Annotated in this window: 27 protein-coding genes and 1 pseudogene; 12 read left to right on the top strand and 16 right to left on the bottom strand. The window is 72.7% G+C overall.

Going from position 1 to position 25,892, the window contains the following annotated elements:
- A pseudogene (locus ABD211_RS07930) lies at positions 1 to 225 on the bottom strand (endo-1,4-beta-xylanase); the annotation flags it as partial.
- 516 nt (positions 226 to 741) lie between these two features.
- On the opposite strand from ABD211_RS07930, the gene ABD211_RS07935 reads away from it, so the two are divergent.
- A complete protein-coding gene (locus tag ABD211_RS07935) occupies positions 742 to 2,046 on the top strand; it encodes an extracellular solute-binding protein (RefSeq protein ID WP_344127839.1) in 1,305 nt (434 codons plus the stop codon).
- A 71-nt stretch (positions 2,047 to 2,117) separates the two neighbouring features.
- Here the strand turns inward: ABD211_RS07935 and ABD211_RS07940 are convergent, their stop codons facing one another.
- From ABD211_RS07940 to ABD211_RS07955, 4 genes are all read right to left on the bottom strand, one after another.
- On the bottom strand, positions 2,118 to 4,184 hold the full coding sequence (locus ABD211_RS07940; protein WP_344127887.1) for a 3-hydroxyacyl-CoA dehydrogenase NAD-binding domain-containing protein: 2,067 nt from the start codon (positions 4,182 to 4,184) through the stop codon (positions 2,118 to 2,120).
- Between the two features lie 2 nt (positions 4,185 to 4,186).
- Complete coding sequence (locus ABD211_RS07945; RefSeq protein ID WP_344127841.1) at positions 4,187 to 5,386, bottom strand: thiolase family protein; 1,200 nt, start codon at positions 5,384 to 5,386, stop codon at positions 4,187 to 4,189.
- A gap of 136 nt (positions 5,387 to 5,522) precedes the next feature.
- Positions 5,523 to 6,749 carry an HRDC domain-containing protein gene (locus tag ABD211_RS07950; protein ID WP_344127843.1) on the bottom strand — a complete coding sequence of 409 codons (1,227 nt, stop codon included), beginning with the start codon at positions 6,747 to 6,749 and terminating at the stop codon, positions 5,523 to 5,525.
- A gap of 211 nt (positions 6,750 to 6,960) precedes the next feature.
- Positions 6,961 to 7,536 (bottom strand): DUF3000 domain-containing protein, encoded by a 576-nt coding sequence (locus tag ABD211_RS07955; protein WP_344127845.1) that lies wholly within the window; start codon positions 7,534 to 7,536, stop codon positions 6,961 to 6,963.
- Positions 7,537 to 7,670: 134 nt separating this feature from the next.
- Between ABD211_RS07955 and hemE the strand changes: the two genes are divergently transcribed.
- Positions 7,671 to 8,726 (top strand): uroporphyrinogen decarboxylase, encoded by a 1,056-nt coding sequence (hemE, locus tag ABD211_RS07960; protein WP_344127847.1) that lies wholly within the window; start codon positions 7,671 to 7,673, stop codon positions 8,724 to 8,726.
- Here the strand turns inward: hemE and ABD211_RS07965 are convergent, their stop codons facing one another.
- The gene (locus ABD211_RS07965) at positions 8,727 to 9,482 is read right to left on the bottom strand and encodes an SDR family NAD(P)-dependent oxidoreductase (RefSeq protein ID WP_344127849.1); all 756 of its coding nucleotides are present in this window, start codon (positions 9,480 to 9,482) and stop codon (positions 8,727 to 8,729) included.
- Between the two features lie 64 nt (positions 9,483 to 9,546).
- Here ABD211_RS07965 and hemG point away from each other — a divergent pair, with 64 nt between their 5' ends.
- Together hemG and hemQ are read left to right on the top strand one after the other, a co-directional pair.
- Entirely contained in the window at positions 9,547 to 11,058 is a 1,512-nt protein-coding gene (gene hemG, locus ABD211_RS07970) for a protoporphyrinogen oxidase (protein ID WP_344127851.1), read from the top strand.
- A complete protein-coding gene (gene hemQ / locus ABD211_RS07975; RefSeq protein ID WP_344127853.1) occupies positions 11,055 to 11,762 on the top strand; it encodes a hydrogen peroxide-dependent heme synthase in 708 nt (235 codons plus the stop codon). The genes hemG and hemQ overlap by 4 nt, the downstream gene beginning before the upstream one ends.
- On the opposite strand, the gene ABD211_RS07980 is transcribed toward hemQ, so the two are convergent.
- Both ABD211_RS07980 and ABD211_RS07985 read right to left on the bottom strand, forming a co-directional pair.
- A complete protein-coding gene (locus ABD211_RS07980; protein ID WP_344127855.1) occupies positions 11,748 to 12,182 on the bottom strand; it encodes a GNAT family N-acetyltransferase in 435 nt (144 codons plus the stop codon). The two genes, hemQ and ABD211_RS07980, sit on opposite strands and share 15 nt — an antisense overlap.
- Before the next feature lie 13 nt (positions 12,183 to 12,195).
- Complete coding sequence (locus ABD211_RS07985; RefSeq protein ID WP_344127857.1) at positions 12,196 to 12,459, bottom strand: Prokaryotic metallothionein; 264 nt, start codon at positions 12,457 to 12,459, stop codon at positions 12,196 to 12,198.
- Positions 12,460 to 12,613: 154 nt separating this feature from the next.
- On the opposite strand from ABD211_RS07985, the gene aroA reads away from it, so the two are divergent.
- The 4 genes from aroA (at position 12,614) to ABD211_RS08005 (ending at position 15,411) form a co-directional block, all read left to right on the top strand.
- Positions 12,614 to 13,861 (top strand): 3-phosphoshikimate 1-carboxyvinyltransferase, encoded by a 1,248-nt coding sequence (gene aroA, locus ABD211_RS07990; RefSeq protein WP_344127859.1) that lies wholly within the window; start codon positions 12,614 to 12,616, stop codon positions 13,859 to 13,861.
- 27 nt (positions 13,862 to 13,888) lie between these two features.
- Positions 13,889 to 14,074, top strand: a complete 186-nt coding sequence (locus ABD211_RS07995) for a hypothetical protein (protein ID WP_344127861.1) — start codon at positions 13,889 to 13,891, stop codon at positions 14,072 to 14,074.
- Between the two features lie 84 nt (positions 14,075 to 14,158).
- On the top strand, positions 14,159 to 14,638 hold the full coding sequence (locus ABD211_RS08000) for a GNAT family N-acetyltransferase (protein WP_344127863.1): 480 nt from the start codon (positions 14,159 to 14,161) through the stop codon (positions 14,636 to 14,638).
- 11 nt (positions 14,639 to 14,649) lie between these two features.
- Positions 14,650 to 15,411, top strand: coding sequence for a phytanoyl-CoA dioxygenase family protein (locus ABD211_RS08005; protein WP_344127865.1), 762 nt, complete (start codon positions 14,650 to 14,652; stop codon positions 15,409 to 15,411).
- On the opposite strand, the gene ABD211_RS08010 is transcribed toward ABD211_RS08005, so the two are convergent.
- The 3 genes from ABD211_RS08010 to msrB all read right to left on the bottom strand — a co-directional run bounded on the left by ABD211_RS08010 (position 15,396) and on the right by msrB (position 17,266).
- The gene (locus ABD211_RS08010; RefSeq protein WP_344127867.1) at positions 15,396 to 16,289 is read right to left on the bottom strand and encodes a cation efflux transmembrane domain-containing protein; all 894 of its coding nucleotides are present in this window, start codon (positions 16,287 to 16,289) and stop codon (positions 15,396 to 15,398) included. The genes ABD211_RS08005 and ABD211_RS08010 overlap by 16 nt on opposite strands.
- A 306-nt stretch (positions 16,290 to 16,595) precedes the next feature.
- Positions 16,596 to 16,853: a hypothetical protein gene (locus ABD211_RS08015; protein WP_344127869.1), complete on the bottom strand. Its 258-nt coding sequence runs from the start codon at positions 16,851 to 16,853 to the stop codon at positions 16,596 to 16,598.
- Complete coding sequence (gene msrB, locus ABD211_RS08020) at positions 16,853 to 17,266, bottom strand: peptide-methionine (R)-S-oxide reductase MsrB (protein WP_344127871.1); 414 nt, start codon at positions 17,264 to 17,266, stop codon at positions 16,853 to 16,855. The genes ABD211_RS08015 and msrB overlap by 1 nt, the downstream gene beginning before the upstream one ends.
- An 82-nt stretch (positions 17,267 to 17,348) precedes the next feature.
- Between msrB and ABD211_RS08025 the strand changes: the two genes are divergently transcribed.
- From ABD211_RS08025 to ABD211_RS08040, 4 genes are all read left to right on the top strand, one after another.
- Entirely contained in the window at positions 17,349 to 17,861 is a 513-nt protein-coding gene (locus ABD211_RS08025; RefSeq protein ID WP_344127873.1) for a hypothetical protein, read from the top strand.
- A gap of 76 nt (positions 17,862 to 17,937) precedes the next feature.
- The gene (locus ABD211_RS08030; protein WP_344127875.1) at positions 17,938 to 18,939 is read left to right on the top strand and encodes a hypothetical protein; all 1,002 of its coding nucleotides are present in this window, start codon (positions 17,938 to 17,940) and stop codon (positions 18,937 to 18,939) included.
- A 95-nt stretch (positions 18,940 to 19,034) separates the two neighbouring features.
- Entirely contained in the window at positions 19,035 to 20,066 is a 1,032-nt protein-coding gene (ligD, locus tag ABD211_RS08035; protein ID WP_344127877.1) for a non-homologous end-joining DNA ligase, read from the top strand.
- A gap of 27 nt (positions 20,067 to 20,093) precedes the next feature.
- Complete coding sequence (locus tag ABD211_RS08040) at positions 20,094 to 20,525, top strand: hypothetical protein (RefSeq protein ID WP_344127879.1); 432 nt, start codon at positions 20,094 to 20,096, stop codon at positions 20,523 to 20,525.
- Positions 20,526 to 20,555: 30 nt separating this feature from the next.
- Here ABD211_RS08040 and ABD211_RS08045 read toward each other — a convergent pair whose 3' ends face one another.
- The 5 genes from ABD211_RS08045 to ABD211_RS08065 form a co-directional block, all read right to left on the bottom strand.
- The gene (locus tag ABD211_RS08045; protein ID WP_344127888.1) at positions 20,556 to 22,049 is read right to left on the bottom strand and encodes an alpha/beta hydrolase; all 1,494 of its coding nucleotides are present in this window, start codon (positions 22,047 to 22,049) and stop codon (positions 20,556 to 20,558) included.
- A 59-nt stretch (positions 22,050 to 22,108) separates the two neighbouring features.
- Positions 22,109 to 23,197 (bottom strand): ATP-dependent DNA ligase, encoded by a 1,089-nt coding sequence (locus ABD211_RS08050; RefSeq protein WP_344127890.1) that lies wholly within the window; start codon positions 23,195 to 23,197, stop codon positions 22,109 to 22,111.
- A 27-nt stretch (positions 23,198 to 23,224) separates the two neighbouring features.
- Positions 23,225 to 24,139 carry a DNA-3-methyladenine glycosylase family protein gene (locus ABD211_RS08055; protein ID WP_344127881.1) on the bottom strand — a complete coding sequence of 305 codons (915 nt, stop codon included), beginning with the start codon at positions 24,137 to 24,139 and terminating at the stop codon, positions 23,225 to 23,227.
- The gene (locus ABD211_RS08060; protein WP_344127883.1) at positions 24,136 to 25,122 is read right to left on the bottom strand and encodes a hypothetical protein; all 987 of its coding nucleotides are present in this window, start codon (positions 25,120 to 25,122) and stop codon (positions 24,136 to 24,138) included. The genes ABD211_RS08055 and ABD211_RS08060 overlap by 4 nt, the downstream gene beginning before the upstream one ends.
- Positions 25,123 to 25,127: 5 nt before the next feature.
- The coding region (locus tag ABD211_RS08065) for an SbcC/MukB-like Walker B domain-containing protein (protein ID WP_344127885.1) at positions 25,128 to 25,892 on the bottom strand (765 nt) is incomplete at its 5' end.

A 25,892-nucleotide genomic window follows, 5' to 3' on the forward strand; every position in this document is an offset into this window, starting at 1 on the left:
CAGGTAGGTCGAGTCGGACATCCTGCTGGCACTGATCGCGGTGCCGAAGTAACGGCCCGACTGCGCGGCCGCCGCGCCCAGGGTGCTCTCGGCGGCGGTCGCCGTCGACGACAGCGCGACGGCCACGCCCGCGCCCACGGCCGCGACCGCACCGATGGCGATCGCGGCGCGGATGCGTGACCGGCGCGGCGACGGCCGACTGCCGGAGGCGGATCTGGTGATCATTCTGTTGCTCCTCGTGCGGGGACGCTGATCCTGATGGATCGGTTTCTCCGGGCCTCAGGTGCGGCCACCGTCCCGCGCGCCGGGGTGGCCCGGGCGCGACGGAACCGTGGACGGGTGCACATATGGTGAGGCTTCTATGCGGTGCCATTCTCTGGGCCGCGTCAACATCCGGTCAACGACTTGCGCAAACTATCGACCGGCGTGAAGCTTTCGCCGTGTCCGATTTAGACAGTTCGATGCTCCGTGCGTGTCCGCAACTGCGACAAGGGGCTCGAGCGTGCCCGCACTGGTCAGGTGTCCCGAAACATTTCGAGCTGGGGACCCCGATCCCACCCTTGGCAGAGTCGCGATCATAATGAAACCTTCTAGTCGATTGACTCGACGGTTTCAGGCTCTTAACGTTCCGCAAACGAAACGTTTCGGGGGACCGCTGCGTGCCGACGTGGACCACCCCTCTCCACGTGTGGCATTCGTGGGATCCCGCTCTCCTCAGGTCTCACGGAAGGACCTACGTCCGTGCGTGTCCATAAACGGATCGGTACCACCATCACCAGCCTGGCCATGGCAGCGCTGCTCGGCGCGTTCGCCGCGTGTGGCGGGCCACCCCGCGTCGACAACAAACCCGGCGAGTACGTCCAGGTATGGGCGTTGCAGGATGCCAACAACGAACCGATCATCCAGCGTGGCGTGCTGCAGTTCAACGGCGACTCGGGCACCGGCGCCCGGCTCACGACCTGGAACAACGACACATACAAGCAGAAGCTCGCCGCGGTGATGGGCACGTCGTCGGCGCCTGACGTGTTCTTCAACTGGGGCGGCGGCAACCTCGCGCAGTACGTGCGCACCGGACAGGTGCGCGACCTCACCCCGGCCCTCGCGGAGCGCGCCGACATCGCGAAGTCGTTCCTGCCCAGCGTGCTGGCCGTGGGCAAGGTCGACGGCGTGCAGTACGGTCTGCCGCTCAACGGCATCCAGCCGGTCATCCTCTTCTACAACAAGAAGGTCTTCCGGGACGCCGACGTGGAGCCGCCGGGCACGTACGCCGACCTGCTCGCCCTCGTGGACGTCTTCAAGGCGAGGAACATCACCCCGATCGCCCTGGCCGGCGCGCAGGGCTGGACCGAGCTCATGTGGCTGGAGTACCTGCTCGACCGGGTCGGCGGCGCGGCCCGCTTCGCCGACATCGCCGCCGGCAAGTCCGGCGCGTGGCGCCACGCCGACGTGCGCCGCGCGGTCACCATGTGCCAGGAGCTGGCCAAGGCCGGCGCGTTCGGCAGCGACTTCGCAAAGGTGGAGTACGACAAGTCCGGCGCGTCGCGGCTGCTCGCGACCGGCCAGGCGGCGATGCACCTGATGGGCAGCTGGGAGTACGGCAACCAGGACATCGACAACCCCGCGTTCCTGAAGAGCGGCGACCTCGGCTGGGTCGCGTTTCCCGCCGTGACCGGCGGCAAGGGAAATCCGCTCGCGGTCGTCGGCAACCCGAGCAACTACTTCTCGGTGCGCGCCAACTCGCCGCTGGCGGAGCCCGCCGTGCGCTTCGTGGTGGAGACGCTGGCGTCGGAGACGTACATCAACGACCTCATCGCGTCGGGCCAGGTCCCGGCCGTGAAGGGCGTCGAGAACAAGCTGGTCGGGGACAACGCCGACTTCGCGCGGTTCACCTACCGCCTCGCGGTGCGGGCGCCCACGTTCACGCAGTCGTGGGACCAGGCGCTCACCCCGGCCGTGGGCGAGGCGCTCAACACCAACCTGCAGAAGCTGTTCGGCGGCGAGCTGACGCCGGACGCGTTCATCGCCGCGATGGAACAGGCAAAATAATCCACTGGTACGGACAAGGGCGGGCCGGTTCGACCGGCCCGCCCTTCGTCACCGAGGGATTGAGTGAGGCGTCAGGCGGGCAGGCTCGCCACGCCGGCCGGCAGGAACCGGCGGCCGGTGACCCGCTCCGAGGTGCCCGTCCGGTCCAGGTACGGGGTCACGCCGCCCAGGTGGAACGGCCAACCCGCGCCGAGGATCATGCACAGGTCGATGTCCTGCGCCTCGGCGACGACGCCCTCGTCCAGCATCAGGCGGATCTCCTGGGCCAGCGCGGTCAGGGCGCGCTCGCGCACCTGCTCGGCCGTGAGCGGGTTGTCGCCCACCACGAGCAGGCCGGCGACCTCGGGGTTGATCTCGTCGTCGACCAGCAGCGGCTTGCCCGACGCCGCGATGCGGCCCAGGTTCTCGCTCACCGCGAACCGGTCCGGGAACGCCGCGTGCAGCGTCCCGCCCACGTGGTGCGCCACGGCCGGGCCGACGAGCTGCAGCAGCGCGAGCGGGCGCATGGGCAGGCCCAGCGGGTCCAGCGCGGTGTCGGCGACCTGCGCCGGCGTGCCGCCGTCGATCGCGCCCAGGATCTCGCCCAGGAACCGGGTGAGCACCCGGTTCACCACGAAGGCCGGCGCGTCCTTGACGAGGACGCAGGACTTCTTGAGCTGCTTGCCCACCGCGAACGCCGTCGCGAGGGTGGCGTCGTCGGTGCGCTCCGCGCGGATGATCTCCACGAGCGGCATGACCGCGACCGGGTTGAAGAAGTGGAACCCGACCAGGCGCTCCGGGTGCTCCAGGTCCTCGCCCATCGCCGTCACCGACAGCGACGAGGTGTTCGTGGCCAGCACGCACTCCGGCGACACGATCTTCTCGAGCTCGGCCCACACCTGCTTCTTGACGCCGAGCTCCTCGAACACCGCCTCGATGACGAAGTCGGCGTCGGCGAAGACGCTCTTGTCGACCGAGCCGGAGACGAGGCCGCGCAGCTTGGCGGCCTTGCCGGCGTCCATGCGGCCCTTGGCCACCAGCTTGTCGATCTCGCCGTGCACGTACGCGACGCCCTTGTCCACCCGGGCCTGGTCCAGGTCGGTGAGGACGACGGGGACCTCCAGGCGGCGGGCGAACAGCAGCGCCATCTGCGAGGCCATGAGGCCCGCGCCGACCACGCCGACCTTGGTGACGTCGCGGGCCAGGCCGGAGCCGGGCGCGCCGGCGGGCCGCTTGGCCCGGCGCTGCACGAGGTCGAACGCGTACAGGCCGCTGCGCAGCTCGTCGGTCATGATGAGGTCGGCCAGCGCCGTCGTCTCCGCGGCGGTGCCCTCGGCGAACGACGCCTCCTTCGCCAGCGCCAACAGCTCCAGCGCCTTGTGCGCGGACGGGACAGCGCCGTGCAGCTTCTCGTCGAGCAGCTTGCGGGCGAAGAACAGCACCCCGTCCCACATGTCACGGTCGATCTCCTGGCGCTGCACGGTGATGTCGCCACGCACCACGCCCGCCGCCCACTCCAGCGAGCGCTCCAGAAAGTCGGCCGGATCGAACAGCGCGTCGGAGATGCCCAGCTCGTGGGCCTGCTCCGGACGCAGCATCTTGTTCTGCATGAGCGGGTTCTGGATGATCACCTGGACCGCGCCGGGGATGCCGATGAGGTTGGGCAGCAGCTGCGAGCCGCCCCAGCCCGGGATCAGGCCGAGGAACACCTCGGGCAGCGCCAGGGCCGCCGCGCCCTTGGACAGGGTGCGGTAGTCGGCGTGCAGCGCCAGCTCCAGGCCGCCGCCCATGGCCGCGCCGTTGACGAACGCGAACGTGGGCACGGTCGCGTCGCGCAGCTTCGCGAAGACCCGGTGGCCCAGCTCGCCGATCTCGACGGCCTGCTCGCGGCCGGTGAGCAGCGGCATGCCGGTGATGTCGGCGCCCACGCAGAAGATGTACGGCTTGCCGGTGACGGCGATGAACGCCGGGTTCGCCTCGATCGCCGTGTCGATGGCGGTGTCGAGGTTGGCCAGGCCGGCCGGGCCGAGCGTGTTGGGCTTGCGGTGGTCGTGCCCGTTGTCCAGCGTGATCAGCGCCGCTGGCCTGTCCAGGCCCGGCACCTGCACGTAGCGCAGAAGGGACTGCGTCACGACCTCGTTCGGGAAGGCGGGGTCCATCATCAGTTCTCCTCCGTGCCGGTCCAGTGCGGGTTCTCCCAGATGACCGTGCCGCCCATGCCGATGCCGATGCACATGGCGGTCAGGCCGTAACGCACCTCGGGGTGCTCCGCGAAGTGCCGGGCGAGCTGGGTCATCAGCCGCACGCCGGAGCTGGCGAGCGGGTGGCCCAGCGCGATCGCGCCGCCCCACGGGTTGACCCGCGGGTCGTCGTCGGCGATGCCGAAGTGGTCGAGGAAGGCCAGCACCTGCACGGCGAATGCCTCGTTGAGCTCGAACAGCCCGATATCGGAGATGGACAGGCCGGCCTTGCGCAGCGCCTTCTCCGTCGACGGGATCGGGCCGACGCCCATCACCTCGGGCTCCACGCCGACGAAGCCGAAGGACACCATCCGCATGGCGATCGGCAGGCCGAGCTCCTCGGCCACGTCGGCGCGGGCCAGCAGGCAGGCGGTCGCGCCGTCGTTGAGGCCGGCCGCGTTGCCCGCGGTGACCCGGCCGTGCGGGCGGAACGGGGTCTTGAGCGAGGCCAGCTTCTCCATCGACGTGTCGCGCGGGGCCTCGTCGACGGTCGCCAGGCCCCAGCCGGTGGCCGGGTCACGGGTGGCGACGGTGACCAGGTCCGGCTGCAGCTTGCCGGCCGCGTACGCCTTGGCCGTCTTCTGCTGGGAGGCGAGCGCGAACCGGTCGGTGCGCTCCTTGGTGATCCCCGGGACGCGGTCGTGCAGGTTCTCCGCCGTGGAGCCCATGACCAGGGCCGACGGGTCGACCAGCTTCTCCGCGATGATGCGGGGGTTCGGGTCGACGCCCTCGCCCATCGGGTGGCGGCCCATGTGCTCGACGCCGCCCGCGATCGCGACGTCGTACGCACCGACGGCGATGCCGCTGGCGACCGTCGTCACGGCGGTCATCGCGCCGGCGCACATCCGGTCGATGGCGAAGCCGGGCACCGTCTTGGGCAGCCCGGACAGCAGCGCGGCCGTGCGGCCGATCGTCAGGCCCTGATCGCCGATCTGCGTGGTGGCCGCGATGGCCACCTCGTCGACCCGTTCCGGCGGCAGCGACGGGTTGCGCCGCATCAGCTCCCGGATGCAGCGGATGACGAGATCATCCGCGCGGGTCCCGGCGTACATGCCACCGGCCTTGCCGAACGGCGTGCGCACGCCGTCGACGAAGACGACGTCGTGTAGCGGGCTCCTCACGGCGGTGTCTTGCGGCACAGCGAGCCTCCCTGGTCGTGGTGTGCCGGCTCAACGGCGCGGTGCCGGAGCCTGAGCTAGATGCTACTCGTTAGTAACTACGGTCCGCATCACACCCACCGTGGCACATCGCACACCGTTATTCGGCCGTTAGCGCCACCGCCAGTTCGTCGGCGATCAGGCCCACCTGCCAGGCCCGGGCGCCGCTGGTGGACAGCGCCTCGGCGACCGTGTCGCCCGTGATCTTGTCCGGCGGCGCCCACGCGAGGCGGCGCACCAGGTCCGGCGTGATCAGGTTCTCCGGCGGCAGGGTGTGCTCGCCCGCGAGCCGGGTCACGACCTCGCGGGCCCGCGCCAGCCGGGCCGCCGCGACCGGGTCGCGCTCGGCCCACCGGTGCGGCGGGGGCGGCCCGTCCGACGGCGGGTTCACCGGCAGCGCCTCGTTGGGCAGCGTCCGCGCCTCGGTCAGGGCGTCCAGCCAGGTCTGGGCGAGCCGGCGCACCGACCGACCGCCGAACCCCGGCAGCACCAGCAGTTCACGCTCGTCGCGCGGATCCATCTCGGCGGCTGCCACGATCGCCGAGTCGGGCAGCACCCGGCCCGGCGCCGTGTCGCGCCGCGACGCGATGGTGTCGCGGGCGTACCAGAGGGCCCGGACCCGGGCCAGCGCCCGCGGTCCGCGGATCTTGTGGATGCCGGACGTGCGCCGCCACGGGTCGGGACGCTGCCGCGGCGGGTCGCCGGCGCTCGCGGCCAGGGCCGCGAACTCCTCGTGCGCCCACTCCAGCTTGCCCTGCCGGATCAGCTCCGCCTCGAGCAGGTTGCGCAGGTCGACCAGCAGCTCCACGTCCAGGGCCGCGTAGCTCAACCACGACGCCGGCAGCGGACGGGTGGACCAGTCGGCGGCCGAGTGGTGCTTCTCGAGCGTGAACCCGAGCAGCTGCTCGGTGAGGGCCGCCAGGCCCACCCGCTCGAAGTTCGCCAGCCGGGCCGCGAGCTCGGTGTCGAACAGGTGGGTGGGACGCAGGTTGATCTCGGACAGGCAGGGGAGGTCCTGGCTCGCGGCGTGCAGGACCCACTCGGTATCGGCGATCGCCCGGTTGACCTCGGAGAGGTCGCCGAGCGGCAGGGGATCTATGAGAAAAGAGCCGGCGCCCTCGCGGCGCAGCTGAACGAGGTACGCGCGATGGGTGTACCGGTAGCCCGACGCGCGTTCCGCGTCCACGGCCACCGGTCCTGTGCCCGCCCTGAGGCGGGTTATAACGCCGGCCAGCTCCCCCTCGGTGGAGACCGGGTCCGGCGTTCCGTCGCGGGGGGCGGTGAGTACGACGGCCGGCTCGTCGGGGGTGTGGGGTCCGTCGGTCACAAGACAACCGTACGGTCACTTACCCGCGAGTCAGCAGCAGGTTCCCCCTGCGCGTCGGCGACGTCACGTTTGTCGGACCTGGCGCTCCGTGCACGAGCGGTGTCAACCGACCGGTCGCGGTGGCCCCGGCCTGCGGTTTCAGTTGCCCCAACCACCCGGAAACCGGAGGAAAGTTCATGACGCGGGCCTCGCATCGGTGTGTCGTGGCGTCTCAGGTGCGCGGCGCGCCCTGGTCGCGTGCCGGCAGGCGGGCCACGCCCGGCGGCGGCAGGCCCGCCGTCGACGCGAGCAGCGTCGTCCAGGCCCGCAGATGGCGGTCCAGATGCCCGTCGAGCGCCGTCCACGACGCCCGGATCTCGATCTCCGCGTCCGGCGCGGGGCCGGCCAGGTCGCCGAACCGGGTGGAGAACGTCTGCGTCACCGTGCCGCCGATGGCCACCGACCGGGCACCCTGCTCCGCGAGGGCGTCGGTGAGCCAGCTCCACCCGACGGCGGGCAGCAGCGGGTCCGTGCCCATCTCCGGCTCCAGGGTCGCGTTCACGTAGGTGACCAGGCGTAACGTGCCCTGCCACGCCTCGTGGCCGGCCGGATCGTGCAGGAGGATCAGCCGCCCGGTCGCGATCTCGTCGTCGTCGCGCAGCACGGAGGCGTTCACCGCGTGCGCGAACGGGGCGAGGCGCTGGGGTGCGGGAGCCTCCTCCAGTTCGATCTCGGGCCGGGTCTGGACGGCGCGAAGGCTCGCGACGGCCTGGGTGAAAAGAGCGGGAACGGCGGTCGGGGGCGCCATGCCGGAAGCCTAGGGGCGTTGCGGCCCGCAACGCGGCGCGGCGCGCCGAGGCGACCAGAACCACACATGGGTACGCGTAAATTGTCCCCGGCCGCACCGTCCGGGCCGGCCCGGTCGTGGCACGATGGCCACCGATGACGACTTCCACCGCCACCGCCCTGTCCGACTCGCCGTTCCTGCGGGCCTGCCGTCGCCAGCCCGTGCCGCACACGCCCGTGTGGTTCATGCGCCAGGCGGGCCGCTCCCTGCCGGAATACCGTGAGGTCCGCGCGAGCATCCCCATGCTGGAGGCGTGCCGGCGCCCCGACCTCGTCTGCGAGGTCACCCTGCAGCCGGTCCGCCGCCACGGGGTCGACGCGGCGATCTTCTTCTCCGACATCATGGTCCCGCTCGCCGCAGCCGGCGTGGACCTCGACATCGCCCCCGGCGTCGGCCCCGTCGTGGCCCGCCCGGTGCGCACCGCCGCCGACATCGACGCGATCGGCAAGCTCGACGGCGGCGACCTGGGCGATATCGCCGAGGCCGTCCGGCTGCTGTGCGCCGAGCTCGGCGGCACGCCGCTCATCGGCTTCGCCGGCGCGCCGTTCACGCTGGCGTCCTACCTCATCGAGGGCGGGCCGTCGCGCACCTACACCCGCACCAAGGCCCTCATGTACGGCGAGCCCGCCCTGTGGCACGACCTGGCCGGCCGGCTGGCCGCGATCTCGGCCGAGTTCCTGCGCGTGCAGGTGGCGGCGGGCGCGTCGGCGGTGCAACTGTTCGACTCGTGGGCCGGGGCGCTGTCGGAGGCCGACTACCGCCGCTACGTGCTGCCGCACTCGGCCGCCGTGCTCGCCTCGGTCGCGGCCGGGTTCCCTGACGTGCCGCGCATCCACTTCGGGGTCGGCACCGCCGTGCTGCTGCCGGCCATGGCCGAGGCCGGCGCGAGCGTGGTCGGCGTCGACTGGCGCACACCGCTGGACGTGGCCAGCGCCCGGCTCGGTCCGGACGTGGCCGTGCAGGGCAACCTCGACCCCGCGGCGCTGTTCGCCCCGTGGCCGGCGGTCGAGACCGAGGCGCGCCGCGTGCTCGCCGAGGGTGCGGCCACCCCCGGGCACGTGTTCAACCTGGGTCACGGCGTCCTGCCGGAGACGGACCCGACGGTGCTCACCCGCCTGGTCGAACTCATCCACGAGGCATCGCGCCGCTAGTCAGCGGTCGCGGGCCGCCAGGCGCAGGGACTGCCACGATCCGTCGGCGTGCCAGCCGCCGTCGACGGACAGGGCGGTGCCGTTGATGAACCCGGCCCGCACCGGGTCGCCGAGGAACGCCACCGCCTGCGCGACGTCGTCCGGGGAGGCGAACCGGCCCTGCGGCACGTGGTCGGTGATGTCCGCGTCGACGTACGCGCCCGACGACTGGGAGTCGACGTCCATCGGCGTCTTCACCCAGCCCGGGCACACCGCGTTCACGCGTACCCCCCGGCCGCCCCACTCGGCGGCCAGCGTGCGCGTCAGGCCGAGCAGGCCGTGCTTGCTCGCGTTGTACGCCGACCGGTCGGCCACCCCGCGCAGGCCCGCCAGGGAGGCGATGTTGACGATCGCGCCCGCGCCCCGGTCGAGCATGCCCGCGCCGAACGTCTGGCAGAGCAGGAACGGACCGGTCAGGTTGACCTCCAGCACCTGGCGCCAGGTGGCCACCGGGGTCGACTCCGCCGGCGCGATGCACGCGATGCCCGCGTTGTTGACCAGCAGGTCCACGGCCCCGAGACGGTCGGCGACCGCCGCCGCGAACGCGGCCACGTCGGCCTCCGAGGACACGTCCCCGACGTGAGCGAACGACACGTCGGGGGTGGGCTGGCGGTCCAGCGCCGCGACCCGGTAGCCGTCGGCGGCCAGCACCTCGGCGATGCGCCGACCGATGCCCTGGGCCGCTCCTGTGACAACGGCAACGCGTTCGTGTGGCATGTCCGCCACCGTACTGGTCGCCTGGTGAGATAAGGGCATGAGCAAGCGGAGCGGAGGTGACGGCATGAGGATCGTGGTGGTCGGCGGCGGCATCGCGGGCCTCGCCGCCGCGGCGAGGGTACGGGCGCTCGCGGACGCGGCGGGCGCGCGTCCCGAGATCGTGGTGGTCGAGCAGGCCGGCGTGCTCGGCGGGAAGCTGCGCACGGGCACCCTGGCGGGCGGCCCGGTGGAGCTGGGCGCCGAGGCGTTCCTGACCTCCGCCGGCGGCCCACCCGCGCCGGACGGTCGGGGGAGCGCGACGCGACTGGCGCACCAGGCCGGGCTCGCCGGCGCGCTGCGGCACCCGACGACCGCGCGGGCCGCCATCGCCGTCGACGGTGACCTGCGGCCCGTCCCCGCGGGCACGCTCGTGGGCGTACCCGCTGATCCTGGGGCCCTGGACGGGTTGGTGGAGCCGGGCGCGCACCGTGACCACGACGGCGGCCGTCCGCTGCTCGACGGCGGTGCCGACGTGGCCGTGGGGGAGCTGGTGCGGGCGCGGTTCGGCGGCGCGGTCGTCGAGCGGCTGGTCGATCCGATGCTTGGCGGGGTGTACGCGGGCCGGGCCGACGACCTGTCGCTGGCGGCCACGATGCCGCAGCTGCACCGCACGGCGACGTCCGCGCACACCCTGCGCGACGCGCTGCGCGCGGCGCTCGCCGAGGGCGCCGTCGCGCGGCCCGTGGGCGTGCCGGTGTTCTCCACTGTGGATGGTGGCCTGTCGGTGCTGGTCGACNTGCGCGCCGCGCTCGCCGAGGGCGCCGCGTCGCGGCCCGTGGGCGTGCCGGTGTTCTCCACTGTGGATGGTGGCCTGTCGGTGCTGGTCGACGGGGTGTGCGAGCTGGCGCGGGCCACGGTGCGCACCGGGCTGCCGGTGCGTGGGCTGGCCCGCCACGGCGCGGGGTGGCGGCTCACCATCGGCGCCACCCGCGACCCCGGGACGCTCGACGCGGACGCGGTGATCCTGGCCGTGCCGGGCCGGCCGGCGGCCCGGCTGCTCGCCGAGGCCGCGACCGCGTCGGCCGACGCCCTCGGCGTGCTCGACTACGCCAGCATCGCCCTGGTCACGCTCGCGCTGCCGGCCGGCACGCCGCTGCCGGACCTGTCGGGCTTCCTCGTCCCCGCCGACCAGGGATACGCGGTGAAGGCCGCGACGTTCTTCACCACCAAATGGGCGCACCTGGCCCGGCCCGACGGCACGGTGCTGGTGCGCGCGTCGCTGGGCCGCTACGGCGACACGGGCGTCCTGCAGGCGACGGACGGGGACCTGGTGCAGCTCGTCCGGTCGGAGCTGACCGACCTGATGAACCTGAAGCTGCCCGATCCCGTGGACACGCTCGTGGCGCGGTGGGGCGGGGCGCTGCCGCAGTACGCCCCCGGCCACCTCGACCGGGTCGCGGCGGCCCGGGCCGCGCTGCCGGCCGGGCTGGGGCTCGCCGGCGCTGCCGTCGTCGGCGTCGGCATCCCGGTGTGCGTCACATCCGGAGAGACCGCCGCCGAGTCGGTCTGGGCACACTTGAGAGAATCCAACGCATGAGCGAGGAGCAGAGCAACGCGGCGCGGTTGCGTGAGCTGAACGCCAGCATCCGGTACGCCATGTGGTCGGTCTACAAGGCCGCCGTGCCGCTGGGGGCGGCGCTGCGCGAGGACCTCGCCGGCGAGGTGGAGGACCTGTTCGCCACGCTCGCCAAGGACGACGTTGTGGTCCGCGGCACGTACGACGTGGCGGGCCTGCGCGCCGACGCGGACCTCATGGTCTGGTGGCACGCGCCGACCGCCGACGCGCTCCAGGACGCGTACGGGCTGTTCCGCCGCACCAAGCTCGGCGCCCACCTGGCGCCCGTGTGGTCTCAGGCGGCCCTGCACCGGCCGGCCGAGTTCAACAAGAGCCACATCCCGGCGTTCCTGGCCGGCGAGGACCCCCGGGCGTACCTGTGCGTGTACCCGTTCGTGCGCTCGTACGAGTGGTATCTGCTGCCCGACGCGGAGCGCCGCGAGCTGCTCGCGGAGCACGGCAGGATGGCGCGCGGCTACCCGGACGTGCGCGCCAACACGGTCGCGTCGTTCGCGCTGGGCGACTACGAGTGGATGCTCGCGTTCGAGGCCGACGAGCTGCACCGGATCGTGGACCTCATGCGCGACCTGCGCGCGTCGGGGGCCCGCCGGCACGTACGGGAGGAGATCCCGTTCTACACGGGCCGCCGCCGCACGGTCGCGGAGATCGTGTCAAGCCTTCCGTAGCATCGGTACGTGCGGGATGCCGTCGTCGAGAAACTCCTCACCGGCGGCCTCGAAGCCGTAGCGCCCGTAGAACCCCGTGAGGTACGACTGGGCGTTCAGGCTGACCGGCGGCGTCGCGAGGTTCAGGGCCGCCGCCATGAGGCGCCCGGCGAGCCCGGCGCCGCGCGCCGACGCGGCCGTGCAGACCCGGCCGATCCGGTCGCCGTCGGGACCGGACATGAGCCGCAGGTAGGCCCGCGGCTCGTCGGGGTCGTCCGGCGGGGCGAACCACAGGTGCCGGGTGGTGTCGAGCAGGTCGAGCCCGTCCAGGTCGGGGTAGACGCACTCCTGCTCGACGACGAACACGTCGACGCGTAGGCGCAGGATGTTGTAGAGCGCCGTCGGCGTCAGGTCGGCGAAGCGGGCGACGTGCAGGATCACCCCGCGATCGTACTCAGGCGGGTCGGGCGCCCACGGCGACGCGGATCTGCGCCCCGTCCCCGGAACCGTCCGCGGTGCGGGCGCAGTGGCCCGAGCAGAAGAACCTGCCGGCCACCTCGACGCCGTGCCCGATGATCCGGCACGAGCAGTGCTCGCAGATGGGCGCCAGCCGGGTCACGGCGCACTCGAACGAGTCGAAGGTGTGCGTGAAGCCGCCCACCGTGTGGATCTCGAACGAGAGCCAGTAGTCGTTGCCGCAGGTGTCGCAGACCGCCATGGAAGCTCCTTCCGGGTCGGAGGGACCCGCGCGGCGGCAACGGGACCGGTCGCCGCGCGCGGGCACCAATGCGGACATGCTGCCCGATCCGGGCGGCGATCGCCGCGCGACGCGGCCGCAGGCCACGTTCGGGTGACGCATTAGGATCGTGGTCATGAGTGCGACGGTTGTTCGGGTTCCCGGGTCAAAGTCGATCATGGCGCGGGCCCTGTTCCTGGCGGCCGCCGCCGACGGCGAGACCACGCTGCGCCACCCGCTGCGCTCCGACGACACCGAGGCGTTCGCCGACGGCCTGCGCGCCCTGGGCGTCGACGTCGTGTCGTCCGCCGACGAGGCGTGGGTGGTGACCGGCCACCCCGACGGCCCGCCCGTGGCCAGCGCCGTCGCGTACACCCGGGACGCGGGCACCGCGTCCCGCTTCCTGCCCGCGCTGGCCGCTGCCGGCCATGGGGAGTACGCCTTCGACGCGTCCGCGCAGATGCGTCGCCGGCCCATGGACCCGCTCATCGGCGCGCTGCGCGCCCTCGGGGTGGAGGTCCGCGAGGAGGGCGAGCCGGGCCGGCTGCCGTTCACGGTGGTGGGCCGCGGCCTCAAGGGCGGCGCGCTGACCCTGGACGCGAGCATCTCGTCGCAGTTCCTCACCGCCCTGCTGCTGGCCGGGCCGCTCGCCGCCGACGGCCTGGCGATCACGGTGACGGACATGGTCTCCGTGCCGTACGTCGAGATGACGCTGCGCATGATGGAGCAGTTCGGGGTGGGCGTCGGCCGCGACGGCGACACGTTCCTCGTGCCGTCGGCGCCGTACGGCGCGCGCGACTACGACATCGAGCCCGACGCGTCGAGCGCCAGCTACGTGCTGGCCGCCGCCGCCGTCACGGGACGCACCGTCACCGTCCCGGGCCTGGGCACCGACAGCCTGCAGGGCGACGTGCGCTTCGCCGACGTGTTGCGGCAGATGGGCTGCGACGTGCGCCAGGACGCCACGTCCACGACCGTGACCGGCCCGGCGTCGCTGAACGGCGTCACGGTCAACATGCGCGACATCTCCGACACCATGCCGACCCTGGCCGCGATCGCCCCGTTCGCCACCGGCCCGGTGCGCATCGAGGACGTCTACAACACCCGGGTCAAGGAGTGCGACCGCCTCGCGGCCTGCGAGGAGAACCTGCGCCGCCTCGGCATCGAGGTGGCCACGGGCCGCGACTGGATCGAGATCCGGCCCGGCACCCCGGTCGGCGCCGAGATCGCCTGCTTCGCCGACCACCGCATCGCGATGAGCTTCTCCATCACCGGCCTGCGCACGCTGGGCATCACCCTCGACGACCCGCGGTGCGTGAGGAAGACGTTCCCGACCTTCCACGGCATGCTCGCCGACCTGCGGGCCGAGTGGGGCATGGCGTAAAGATCGTCGGCGGGCCACAATGCCCGCATGCGATGGATTCTGATCGTGGGCGGCCTGCTGCTCATCCTCTCCGGCGCGGTGTGGACGCTGCAGGGGCTCAACCTCCTGGGCGGCAGTTCCATGTCCGGGGACAAGACCTGGGCCGTCATCGGCCCGCTCGCCGCCCTGGCCGGCATCGTCGCCCTGCGCGGCGGCCTGCGCCGCAACCCCTGACCGGGCTGTTGGACCTTGGGACAGGAATGTCGCCCGGGCGACACTTTCGTCCCAAGGTCGGTTGAGTCGTCGGCGGTGCGGGTTGTGGCGGCCGGGAGTCGCGACCTGGTCGCGGCCCGGGACCTGGTGTTCGAGTACCTGGCGGCGACGCAGGCCGAGGCGGGGCGAGCCGTGCCGGCCGCCGTTGACCAGCTGCCGGACCTGCTGCGGGACGAGTGCCTGCACCTGGCCGTCGTCTACGCGCCGCCGGGGGCGCTGCTGCTCGCCTACGCCGGCGACGTGCCCGTCGGCTGCGTGGGCCTGCGGCCCGCGACCCTGCCGGTCGCCGTCGAGGTCAAGCGCCTCTACGTGCGCCCGTCGTACCAGGGCAACGGGGTGGCACGGCTGCTCATGGAGTACGCGCACCGGCACGCGGTGGACGCGGGCTTCTCCCGCCTGGTGCTCGATGTGATGAGCAGCCGGACGCGCGTCATCGACTTCTACCGGCGACTCGGCTACGTCGACGCGGAGCCGACGCCGGACGCGGTGCGGTATTCGATGGTGTCGCTCACGCGCCGCTGCTAGCTTCGCGCACTATGACCGATCCGGTTGCGGCCCTGGAGCAGCACGGCTTCGTCGTACTCCCGGAGATCTTGTCGGACGACGAGCTGGACGCGGCTACCCGGCACGCGGATCACCTGCTGAGTGGCGTCGCCTGGAGCGACAACGACTTCGACGGCCGCCGCACCCGCCGCGTGTACGGGCTGCTCCGCGACGTCGGCGCGTTCGGGACGACCCTGCTGCACCCGCGGGTGCGCGAACTGGTCGCGGCGCGACTGGGCGAGGTCCACCAGTTCGGCATGTTGTTCCTATCGGCTGTCGACCCCGGGCAGGGCGCGCAGGCCGTGCATTTCGACGCCGGCGTCTACCCGCTGCCACGCGACGTGGAGGTGGAGACGAACGTCATCTGGGCGCTCGACGACTTCACCGCCGACAACGGCGCCACGATGGTCGTCCCGGGCAGCCACCGCTGGCCCGCTGGGCGCCGCCCCACGCCCGACGAGCTGGTCCCGGTGGTCATGCCGGCGGGAAGTGCCGTCGTCTACAGTGGCCGCCTGTGGCACGCGGCCGGCCACAACCGCAGCGCCGCGACCCGCCGCGCGCTGATCTGCGAACACGTGGTGCCGTGGCTGCGCCCGGCCGACAACCACATCCTCGCCGTGGGCGTCGATGGTCTGCTGAACCTGTCGCCGGAGCTGCGCCGCCTCGCCGGTGTGGCGGCGGTCAACGACTACTTCGGCTTCGTCGCCGGCCGCGACCCGGAACAGTGGCTCCTCGACCATCAGGGCAGCAGGTAGTCGGCACGGGTGTGCACCTCGACGTTCAACCACAGTCTTCGCTCAGGCCGGGTCAGTGCCGCGCGCAGCTCACGCCGGGCCGCGTCGATCTGGGCGAGGCTGATGCCGCCCGCCGGGGCGGTGGCGTTGACCTCCACGTAGAGCTTGGCGCCCAGTTTGGTGACGCGCAGGTCGACGTCCGTGAGACCCGTACGGCGGGCAACGCTGGTCACGGCGTCGCGGACGGGCGCCTGGACGGCCTCGTCCGGTGCCCGTTCGAGCAGTTCGGCGAGGCTGATCCGGATCAACCGCACGGCGGTCGGCAGGGTGAGCGCGCAGGCGGCGATGACCATGGCCGGATCGATGTACGGCATGGCCTGGTGCCAGTCGGTGCCGTCGAGCAGGAGCAGGACCGTGAATCCGGCCAGGATGCCGACAGTCCGCGGGATCGCGGCCCGCCACGCCGCCGCTTCGGCCCGGACCAGGTCGGTGGCCGGCCGGGCCCGCAGCAACCACCAGCTGGTCGCGAGTACGGCGAGGGCGTTGAAGGCGGCGAACGCTATTCCGGCAGCGGCATCCGGGGTGTTGCCGCCGTGCAGGATGGTCAGGGTGGCGGAGAGCATCGCGTAGACGCTGCTGCCCGCGAGGGCGGCGCCCTGGGCGCCGATGACCAGTGGCGTGATCGCTTCGCGGCCGAAGGGATAGCGCGGGTCCGGCGGGCTCGCCGCCGTGCCGGCGGCGAACAGCGCCAGACCGGACATGGCTACGTCCAGCAGCGACACGATCCCGTCGTAGATGAGCACCTGTGCGTCGGCGATCAGGCCCCAGATCATGGCGAGGGCGGCGAGGGCGGCTCCCACCAGGGCGGAACGGCTGATCCACCAACGCTCGCTCTTCATGACCTTTTGTGGACTCGACAACGCCCGCTCCGGCTAAGATGGAGAATCATCCTGATTAAGCTATTTGAGCACTTCCTTGCCTGAGACGGAGGGTATCGGCCACGCCCAGTCTGCTGGAGAAGTCTGATCGGCGGGCGTCCGTGACGCGTGGCCGCCAGGGTGTCTCGGCGCCCTCGGAGTCCCCGGCCCGGGGCGCGAAACCGAAGATCTCCACTTCGGACGCCGCGTCGATGGGTGGGGCGGTGACGCAGGCGGTGTCGAGCGGGAACAGGGTGATCAGCCGCGCGCGGCGGGTGGCGGCAACGGTCACCCGGAAGAGGTTATCGGCGGTCGTACATGCCCGCGAGGGCCGGGCGCAGCGTCGCTAGGTGGCGGGGCCACGGCGCGGTGAGCGTGGCGGGCGCCGTAGGTCGACAGCACCCGCTCCACCTCGGTGTGCCCCGTGCCGTCGGCCGTCACCGGGCCGCGGGCGCGCCACGCGCGTCGGCCGGTGACCAACCACATGCCGTCGTCGTCGGCGATCAGCGGCCAGACCTCGACGAACACGGGTCTCGCGGGAGCCATCAGGTATCGGGGTTCAGGCGCATGCTGATCGAGTTGATGCAGTACCGGGTGTCCTTCGGGGTCTGCCGCTCGCCGTAGAACACGTGGCCCAGGTGCGAGTCGCAGCGGGCGCAGCGGACCTCGGTGCGGACCATCCCGAAGGTGCGGTCCTCGATGTAGCGGATGGCGCCCGGCAGTGCCTCGTCGAACGACGGCCAGCCGCAGCCGGAGTGGAACTTCGTGTCGCTGGAGAACAGCTGGGCGCCGCAGGCACGGCAGGCGTACATGCCGGGCGTCTCGGTGTCCGTGTACTCCCCGGTGAAGGCCCGTTCGGTGCCGGCCTGGCGCAGCACCCGGAACTCCTCCGGGTCGAGGCGCGCCTTCCACTCGTCCTCGGTGGTGGGCAGCTGGTCGGCCGGGATCTCGTTGGTCATACCTCCACGGTACGCACGCCGCGCCCGCCCGCCACCGTGCTCGTTGATCAGTCGTGGGGGATCAATCGGCGGGTTTGCGGGGGTGCTGAGGCTCCGACCCACGGGCACGCAGGCGATGGCGCGCGGAGCCTGGCACGGTGGCGTGGCCGGCGGGGTCCTGCTCGGCGTGGCCGCGACTGCGCACGCCGCCGGGCTGGTGGCGGACCGGTGCTGCCGCGCGGTCGCCCGTACGCCGGACGGGTTGTTGTGGTGGCGGGTGGCGGCGCTCGGACTCGCCCTGGTCGCGGCCGGTGCCGCCGTCGGCGCGCTGTGCGGCCTCGCCCTGGGCAGGTCGGTCGGGGTCGACGTCGACGACGTGGGCATCCATCCGGTGCCGCGCCGGGCGGGGGAGCTCCTGCCGTGGCGTCGGGTGGCGGACGTGCGCACCGAGCGGCGGGGCGCGCGCATCGTGATCGCGGTGGACGTCGCGGGGGTGACGACGCGGCTGCGGGCTCCCTACGACGGGTGGTTCCTGGCCAGAGATCCAGAATTTGAAGAGAAGCTATTCATGCTGCGCAACCTGTGGGAGACCCACCGCAGTTTCAACTTGCCGTGAGGTAGCCACATCCAATGCGCCTAATCATCCGATAACCACAGAGGATTGACCGACCACCGGAAAGTGAGGATTTCGGATGAGAACCACGGGTGCGTTCGCGCTCGCCGCGGCGATCGTCGGTGGTATCGCCACGCCGGCAATGGCCAATGACGACCCGGGCACGCAGGCGCGCGCCAACGACGAGGTCGCCCACGAGGTCACCTTCGACGAGGACGCGGTGCTCCAGGCGCTGGCCGGGGGCAGGGTGTCCCACGTGGACCGTGCCGACTGGGCCGCCGCCCGCGACTGCCGCTGCGCGGGCGGGCAGTGGTACGGCATCGGCGGGCAGCTGCCCTGGGAAGTCGGGCTGCTCATCGCGGCCGGCGGTGACCCGCCGGAGCGGATCATCGTGCCGAGCCCCGGCGCGGGCGCCGCCCAGGGCCCGGGTCGCGGCAACCGGCCGCCGGTCGGTCGCGGCCCCGGGTTCGGCGGCTTCGGTGCCGGCGGTTACGGCTACGACCACGGCGGTGGCGCCGGCGGGACCGGCGGTCAGGGCGGTTACGGTGCGGGCAACCAGGGCGGTGCCGGCAACCAGGGTGGCGCTGGCAACCAGGGTGGCGCTGGCGGTCAGCGTGGCGCTGGCGGTCAGGGTGGCTACGGCTCCGGCGGGCGCGGTCCGGTCGAGGGCGGCTACGGGTCGGGGGCGCGCGGTCCCATCGAAGGCGGCTACGGCTCGGGGGCGCGCGGTCCGATCGGGGGCGGTTACGGTCCGGGCGGGCACCGCTGCGGCGGCGCATGTGGCGGGGGCGACGCGCCCGGCGACGACGTGCCGGGCGACGACGTGCCGGGCGGCGGTGGGACGACGCCGGAGACGGTGACGGCCCAGGGTCAGCCGGTGTCCCGGCCGGTCACCCGGCCGACGTCCGACGCGCCGGAGGCGTTCCCCGCCGGCGCGCCGGCGATGCTGCCGGTCACGGGGGAGTCGTCCGGCGCCCCGATGGCCGCGTCCGCGGGCGGGCTCCTGCTCGCCGCGGGTGTGGGGCTTGTCCTGGCGGGCCGCGCCGCGCACCGGCGCGGTGCCCGCCACGCCCGGCGGTAGCTCGCCGGGCAGTTCCAGCGTGGGCCGGTCCGCTGGGCCGGCCCACGCTGCGCGTGCGGGCCGAATCTGTCGGCCCATCGGGGTAGGGTCGCGGCATGGCCGCAGGTTCGGCAGTTAACAAGTCCGGCGTTCAGGTGCAGGCCGCGGGCCGCGACGTCCGCGTGAGCAGCCCCGACAAGATCTATTTCCCGGACCGCGGCTTCACGAAGCTCGACGTGGTCAACTACTACCTCGCCGTCGGCGACGGGATCCTGCGCGCCTTGCGGGAGCGCCCGACGACGCTGCAGCGCTTCCCCGAGGGCGTCGGCGGCGAGATGTTCTTCCAGAAGCGGGTGCCGCAGCGCGGCGTGCCGCCCTGGCTGGAGACCGCCGAGATCGCGTTCCCGAGCGGCCGCAAGGCCGATGAGCTGTGCCCGGTCGACCTCGCGCACGTGGCGTGGGCGGCGCAGATGGGCACCATCGTGTTCCACCCCTGGCCGGTGCGCCGCTCCGATGTGGACCGTCCCGACGAGCTGCGCATCGACCTCGACCCCCAACCCGGCACCGACTTCGCCGACGCGGTCGCGGTGGCCGCCGAGGTGCGCGCGATCCTCGACGAGCTGGGCTGGGTGGGCTACCCGAAGACGTCCGGCGGGCGGGGCGTGCACATATATATACGCATCAAATCCGAGTGGACGTTCGTCGAGGTGCGCAGGGCGGCCATCGCCCTGGCGCGGGAGATCGAGCGACGCCGCCCCGACCTGGTCACCACGAAGTGGTGGAAGGAGGAGCGCGGGTCGAAGGTCTTCGTCGACTACAACCAGATGGCCCGCGACCGCACCATCGCGTGCGCGTACTCGTTGCGGGCGAACGCCCGGGCCACGGCATCCACGCCGGTGACGTGGGACGAGCTGCCCGACGTCGAGCCGGACGACTTCGACCTGCGCACGGTGCCGGACAGGGTCGCCAAGCTCGGCGACCCGCACGCCGCGATCGACGACGTGGCGCATGACATCGCGCCGCTCCTGGAGTGGGCCGAGCGCGACGCGGGCACCGGCGACGGCGACCTGCCGTACCCGCCGGACTACCCGAAGATGCCCGGCGAGCCCAAGCGCGTTCAGCCCAGCCGCGCCCGCGCGGAGGACTGAGTGCGGTCGAGGTGGTGGCGGGCGCGGGTGGCGCTCGCCCTCGCGGTCGTCGTGGTGCTGTCCGGCTGCGCGTCAGACCGGCGGTGGACGCCGCAGCAACTGGTCCTCAGGTCCACATCCGCTCACCTGCTGCCGCTGCAGCTCGGGCCGCTCACCGGCTTGCTGAGGCGCACCGTGCTGGCCACGTCCGATGCGGTCGACTTCCACCTGTCCTGCTGGGGTGGCCCCCACATCAAGCTCAGAACGTACGACAGGATCCGCGTGCCGGAGGGCCTGCAGAACACCGACGGGTTACCAACCGGCGTCAGGGTCACCCACACGATCACCTGTGGCGGTCCGCATGCCCAGCCGGCTGTCTCCAGCATCATTCTTCTCGACAAACCGAGTTACGTGAGCTACGACGTCATCGCCGAACCAGGCGTCACCTGGAGACTGCTCGTCAGCAAGCGATACTTCTGACCCCACGTTCCGCGACGGTGGCGCCATGAGCTACGCCGGGCAGACGGTGCCCTTCGCCGGGACGTCCAGGTCGATCAGGTAGTTGTTGACGTTGCGGGTGATGCACGCCGTCTGCGGGTACGCGGTGTGGCCCTCGCCGTTCCAGGTGAGCACGACGCCGGTGCCGAGCATCGCGGCCAGCTTCGGGGTCTGCTCGTACGGGGTGGCCGGGTCGCCGCGCGTGCCGACCACCAGGATGGGCGGGGCGCCCGTGGCCGGCCCGACCGGGTACGGGTCGTGCTTGGACGGCCAGACCGCGCAGTTCACCATGCCCATGGCCAGGCCGGCGCCGAACAGCGGGTACTTCGTGCGCCACTGGGACTGCAGGACGCGGATGCGCTCGAGGTCGGCGTACGTCTCGTAGTCGGTGCAGTTCACCGCGGTGTTCGCGTCGAACAGGTTGGTGTAGTGACCGTTCTGGTCCCGTTCGGCGTAGCCGTCGGCGAGGGCGAAGATGGCCGTCGTGTCGCCGTCGCGCAGGTCGTCGAGGGCCTTGCCGAGCTTCTCCCAGTCGTCCTTGACGTACAGCGACGCGACGACCGCCGTGAAGATCCAGCCCGGGGTGGCCAGCCGGCCGCCGGCGCCGGCTTTCGGCGCGGTCCGCGCGGCGGCCAGCTGCGCCTGCACCACGGCGCGCGGGTCGGGCGCCACGGGGCAGCTGGCCGGGGTCTGCTTGCACCACTGCGCGAAGTTGTCGAAGGCGCGCTCGAAGCCCTTGGCCTGCCCCTCGGAGCGTGCCTCGGACTGCTCGGCCGGGTCGATCGCCCCGTCGAGGACCATGGCCCGGATGTTGGTGGGGAACAGCTGCGCGTACACGCCGCCGAGCAGGGTGCCGTACGAGTACCCCAGGTAGGTGGTCTTGGGGTCGCCCACGGCCGCCCGCACCGCGTCCATGTCGCGGGCGGTCTGCACGGTGGAGAACAGCCGCAACGACTCGCCGTACTTGGCGGAGCAGGCGTCGGACACCTCCCGGTTGACGGCGACGAACTTGTCGAAGTCGGCCTTGCTCACCGGGTCCGGGTCGTACCCGAACAGGGTGTCGAGCTGCTGGTCGGTCATACACTTGACCTGGGTGGAACGCCCTACGCCGCGCGGGTCGAAGCCCACCACGTCGAAGCGGCTGTTGAGCCCCGGTAGCTGCGAGAGGTAGACCGCGTAGTCGACGCCCGAGCCGCCCGGCCCGCCCGGGTTGATCAGCAGCGAGCCGATCCGGTCGGACTGCCGGCTCGACCGTGCCCGCAGCAGCGCGATGTCGAAGGTCTTCCCGTCGGCCTGCGCCGTCCAGTCCTGCGGCACCTTGATCGTGGCGCACTGGTAGGTGATGCCGCGGGGGACGCCGCCGAGCAGCTCGCGGGGGATCTCGGCGCAGTCGCGCCAGGTCGGCGCGCCACCGGTCGGCGCGGCCGTGCCGCTCCCGCTCGCGCCGGTGCGCGGCTGGACCCACTGGCTCTCGGGTCCGGCGCAGCCGGCGACGCCGGCCAGCATCAGGGCGGCGGTTAGTACAGCAAGGCGCCGACGCACGTGGTCTCCTCCCGGGCCGGGGATCAGCCGGCCTCCGGCCGGCCGGCGAGCACCCGGTCGACATTGAACCGGACCGGACGGTCCAGCTGTTCGTACGTGCATGATTCTGGCGTACGGTCGGGCCGGAATCGCTTGAACTGCGCGGTGTGGCGGAACCGGTCACCCTCCATGGCGTCGTAGCCGACCTCGATGACCAGCTCGGGCCGCAACGCGATCCAGCTCTGGTCCTTCTTACCGGTCCACCGGCTCGGCATGTTGGGCACCCGCTGACCTGTCTGCCATCCGTCACCGAGCCACGGGTGGTCGTCCTCCGCGCCCTCCCGGTACGGCGCCAGCTCCCCGATCAGCTCCTCGCGCCGCTTGGCGGTGAACGACGCGCTCGCCCCGACGTGGTGCAGCCGCCCGTCGGTGTCGTAGAGGCCGAGCAGCATCGACCCGAGCACCGGCCCGGACTTGTGGTGCCGGTAGCCGACCACGACCACGTCGGCGGTGCGCGAGTGCTTGATTTTGAACATCCGCCGCTTGCCCGGCTCGTACGTGATGTCGGCGGGCTTCGCGATGAGCCCGTCCAGGCCCGCGCCCTCGAACAGCTCGAACCACCGTCGGGCGGTGTCGGCGTCCGCGGTGGTCGCCGTCAGGTACATCGGGGGTACGAGCGACGACAGCGCCTTCGCCAGCTCGGCGCGCCGGCGCTCGTACGGCTCCTCGGTGAACAGCTCGTCGCCGAGCGCCAGCAGGTCGAACGCGATGAACGACGCCGGCGTGGCCTCGGCCAGCATGTTTACCCGCGACGCGGCCGGGTGGATGCGTTGGCCCAGCATCTCGAAGTCGAGCTTCGGCTCGGCGCCCTCGTCGCGGCGGACGACGACGATCTCCCCGTCGACCACGCAGCGGGGCGGCAGCTGTTCCCGCGCCTGCGCCACGACCTCGGGAAAATACCGGGTCATGGATTTGCCGCCCCGGCTGGCGAGTTCGACCTCGTCGCCGTCGCGGAAGATGATGCAGCGGAAGCCGTCCCACTTGGGTTCGTACGTCATGCCCTCGCCGGTGGGCAGCTCGGGCACGCTCGTCGCGAGCATCGGCTCCAGCGGCGGATTGATCGGCAGCACCACGACCTGATTCAACCACCCATCCGTGTGTCAGAAGCGCGCGAAGGACCTGATCGGCATGCGCGGGCCGAACCGGGGCGCGCCCAGCCCGGCCAGCCCGAGGAGGGTCACGACCCGGCCGCGGTGCCCCGCGAACGGGGCGAGCAGCTCCAGCATGCGCTCGTCCGTGCCGCGTGGCTCACCGGCCAGGGCCCAGGTGACCAGGTGCGGCAGGTGGTAGTCGCCGACCGTCACCACGTCCGGGTCGCCGAACGCCACCCGGACCGTCTCGGCCGCCGTCCACGGCCCGATCCCGGGAATCGACGTCAGCCGGCGGGTGGTCGCGGTCGCGTCGGCGGCCCGGTCGATGGCGGCAGCGGCGGCGGCCGCGCGCCGGACCGTGTCCGCCCGCTTCTGCTCCACGCCCCACGGGTGGAACGCCCAGTACGGCGTGGCGGCCAGCGCCGCCGGCACGGGCGGCAGGAGCAGGCCGGGCGGCAGGTCGCCGGCCGGGCCGGGGGCGGGTTCGCCGAGGGCGCGCACGAGCGCCGTGTGCGACCGCTTGGCCTCGAGGCCGGTCACCTTCTGCTGCAGGATCATGGGCACGGTGGCCTGGAACGCGCGCCCGGTGGCGGGCAGCCGCACGCCGCCCAGGTCGCGGGTCACACGCGCCACGACGGGGTGCCGGCGGGCGACGTCGGCGAAGTCGGCGGGGTCGTCCCGGAGCCCGGCGACCGCGTCGGCCCGGTCGAGCACCCACCCGGCGCCCACGCCCCACGCCCGCGCCGCGAGCCGGTCGCCGTCGTGGCGCAGGTGCAGCGTCGCGGGTCCGTCGGGGGTGCGGGTGGCCCACCAGGCGTCCGTGCCGCCCACCCGGGCCGTCGGGTCGTCGCCCAGCGCCAGCGTCCGCAGCGACCGCCCCAGGTCGTAACGCCCGGACAGCGCAATGACCCGCGTACCCGTCATGGGGTTTCCGGGGGTGCGGCGCGGTTGCCGGCGGCGACCGCCGACTGCAGCGCGCGGTGCAGCAGCTGCGCGTTGCCCAGCATGGCGCGCAGCTTCTTCTCCAGCCCGGCGATGGGCACCAGGTTCTGCGGGGCGCGCGGGTCCTTGTACGAGGTGGAGGCCAGCCGGGGCAGGGTGACCGCCGAAAGGTCCGCCAGGTGGGTGACCTCGGCGCGGGTCAGCTCCGCCGAGCACTCGACCCGCACGATCCCCGCCCACGGCGAGCCGACCGGCCCCGGCAGCCGCAGATACCAGGAGTACTGCCGCCAGCGGGTGCCGACCGAGAAGTACGGCGTGCGCTGGCCCGGCCGGATCCGGGTGATCACCGTGGCGAGCGTCGGCGGCAGGTAGGTGCGCCGGTGGGTCTTGACGTAGCCGATCGCGCGGGGGAGCGCGCCGCGGTCCTCCAGCGGGCCGTCGACGACGAGCAGGTCGTGCTCGGCGCCCACGTCGGCCCGCTGCTCCCTGGACACGTCGACCTCCAGCGCCCGCAGGTGCGGCAGCACGCTGTTGGCGAGCTTGCCGGGGTCGCGCACGCCGACGCGCTTCACCACGTACTGCGCGGCGGTCGTGGTGAGGTCCTCCAGCAGCGGGCTCGGGGTGAACAGCCCCCGCACGATCCGGGCGCCGGCCACCTCCGCCGCGCCCCGCCGCAGGTCACAGCGGACCACCCCCGCAGCGTACGACGCCGCGAGGCACGGTTGCAGCGAGGACTCGCTCTCCTCGACCCACATGTGCGCGTCGATGCGGCGCACCCCGTCGACGAGCAGCACCACGTCGGGGGCGCGCAGATCCGGTGGGGGAGCGAGCGGCTGCCACGCCTCGGGCGGCAGCTCGGCGGCGGGGTCGACCTCCTCGGCGCTGGCCGCCTCCGGGCCGGTGCCGTCGCCGCCCTCGGTGTTGGCGCCGTAGCGCGGATCCCAGGCCTCGACGTGTACCCGCACCCCGCTCACCCCGTCCGCTCGACGCGGGCGATGCCGCGCCCGTCGCGACGCACCTCGAACCGGACGGGTATCCGCTCGGCGAGCGCGCCGACGTGGGTGACCACGCCGACCATCCGGTCGCCGCGCGCGGCGAGGTTCTCCAACGTGGCGGCGACCGTGTCGAGGGTGGCCGCGTCGAGGGTGCCGAATCCTTCGTCCAACATGATGGACTCCAGGTTGGCCGACGCTGTCGACATGCCGGCGAGCTGCTCGGACAGCGCGAGTGCCAGGGCCAGGGAGGCCTGGAACGTCTCGCCGCCGCTCAATGTCCGCACGCCCCGGCGCAGGCCCGCGTCGCCGTGGTCGACGACCACGAACTCGCCCTTCTCCTGCGCCAGGTCGTACTGCCCGCCGGACAGCTCGCGCAGGATCCGCGACGCGCCGTCGACCAGCGTGGTCAGCGCCTCGGCGAGCAGCCACTGCTTGAACCGGTCGGCCTGCAGCTGCATGGTCAGCATCCGGGCGACCTGCCCCTCGCGGTCGGCCTCGGCGACCTGCTCCACGAGCCGCGCGCTCTGCTCGCGCCGCTGGGTGACGAGCGCGAGTGCCGACTCGGCCCGCAGCGCGGCGAGCGCGGCCGCCTCCTGGTAGTGCGCCGCGTCCGGCTCGCGGGCGCCGCCGGCCCGACGGCTTCCCAGGTCGACGCCCGCGTCCGCGAACAGCACCGCGATCCGGTCGTGCGCCTCGTCGACGGCCCGGTCGGCGGCCTCGACCGCGTCGGCCGCCCGGCC

Origin of the sequence: Luedemannella flava (assembly GCF_039528515.1) — a bacterium.
GTDB lineage: Bacteria > Actinomycetota > Actinomycetes > Mycobacteriales > Micromonosporaceae > Luedemannella > Luedemannella flava.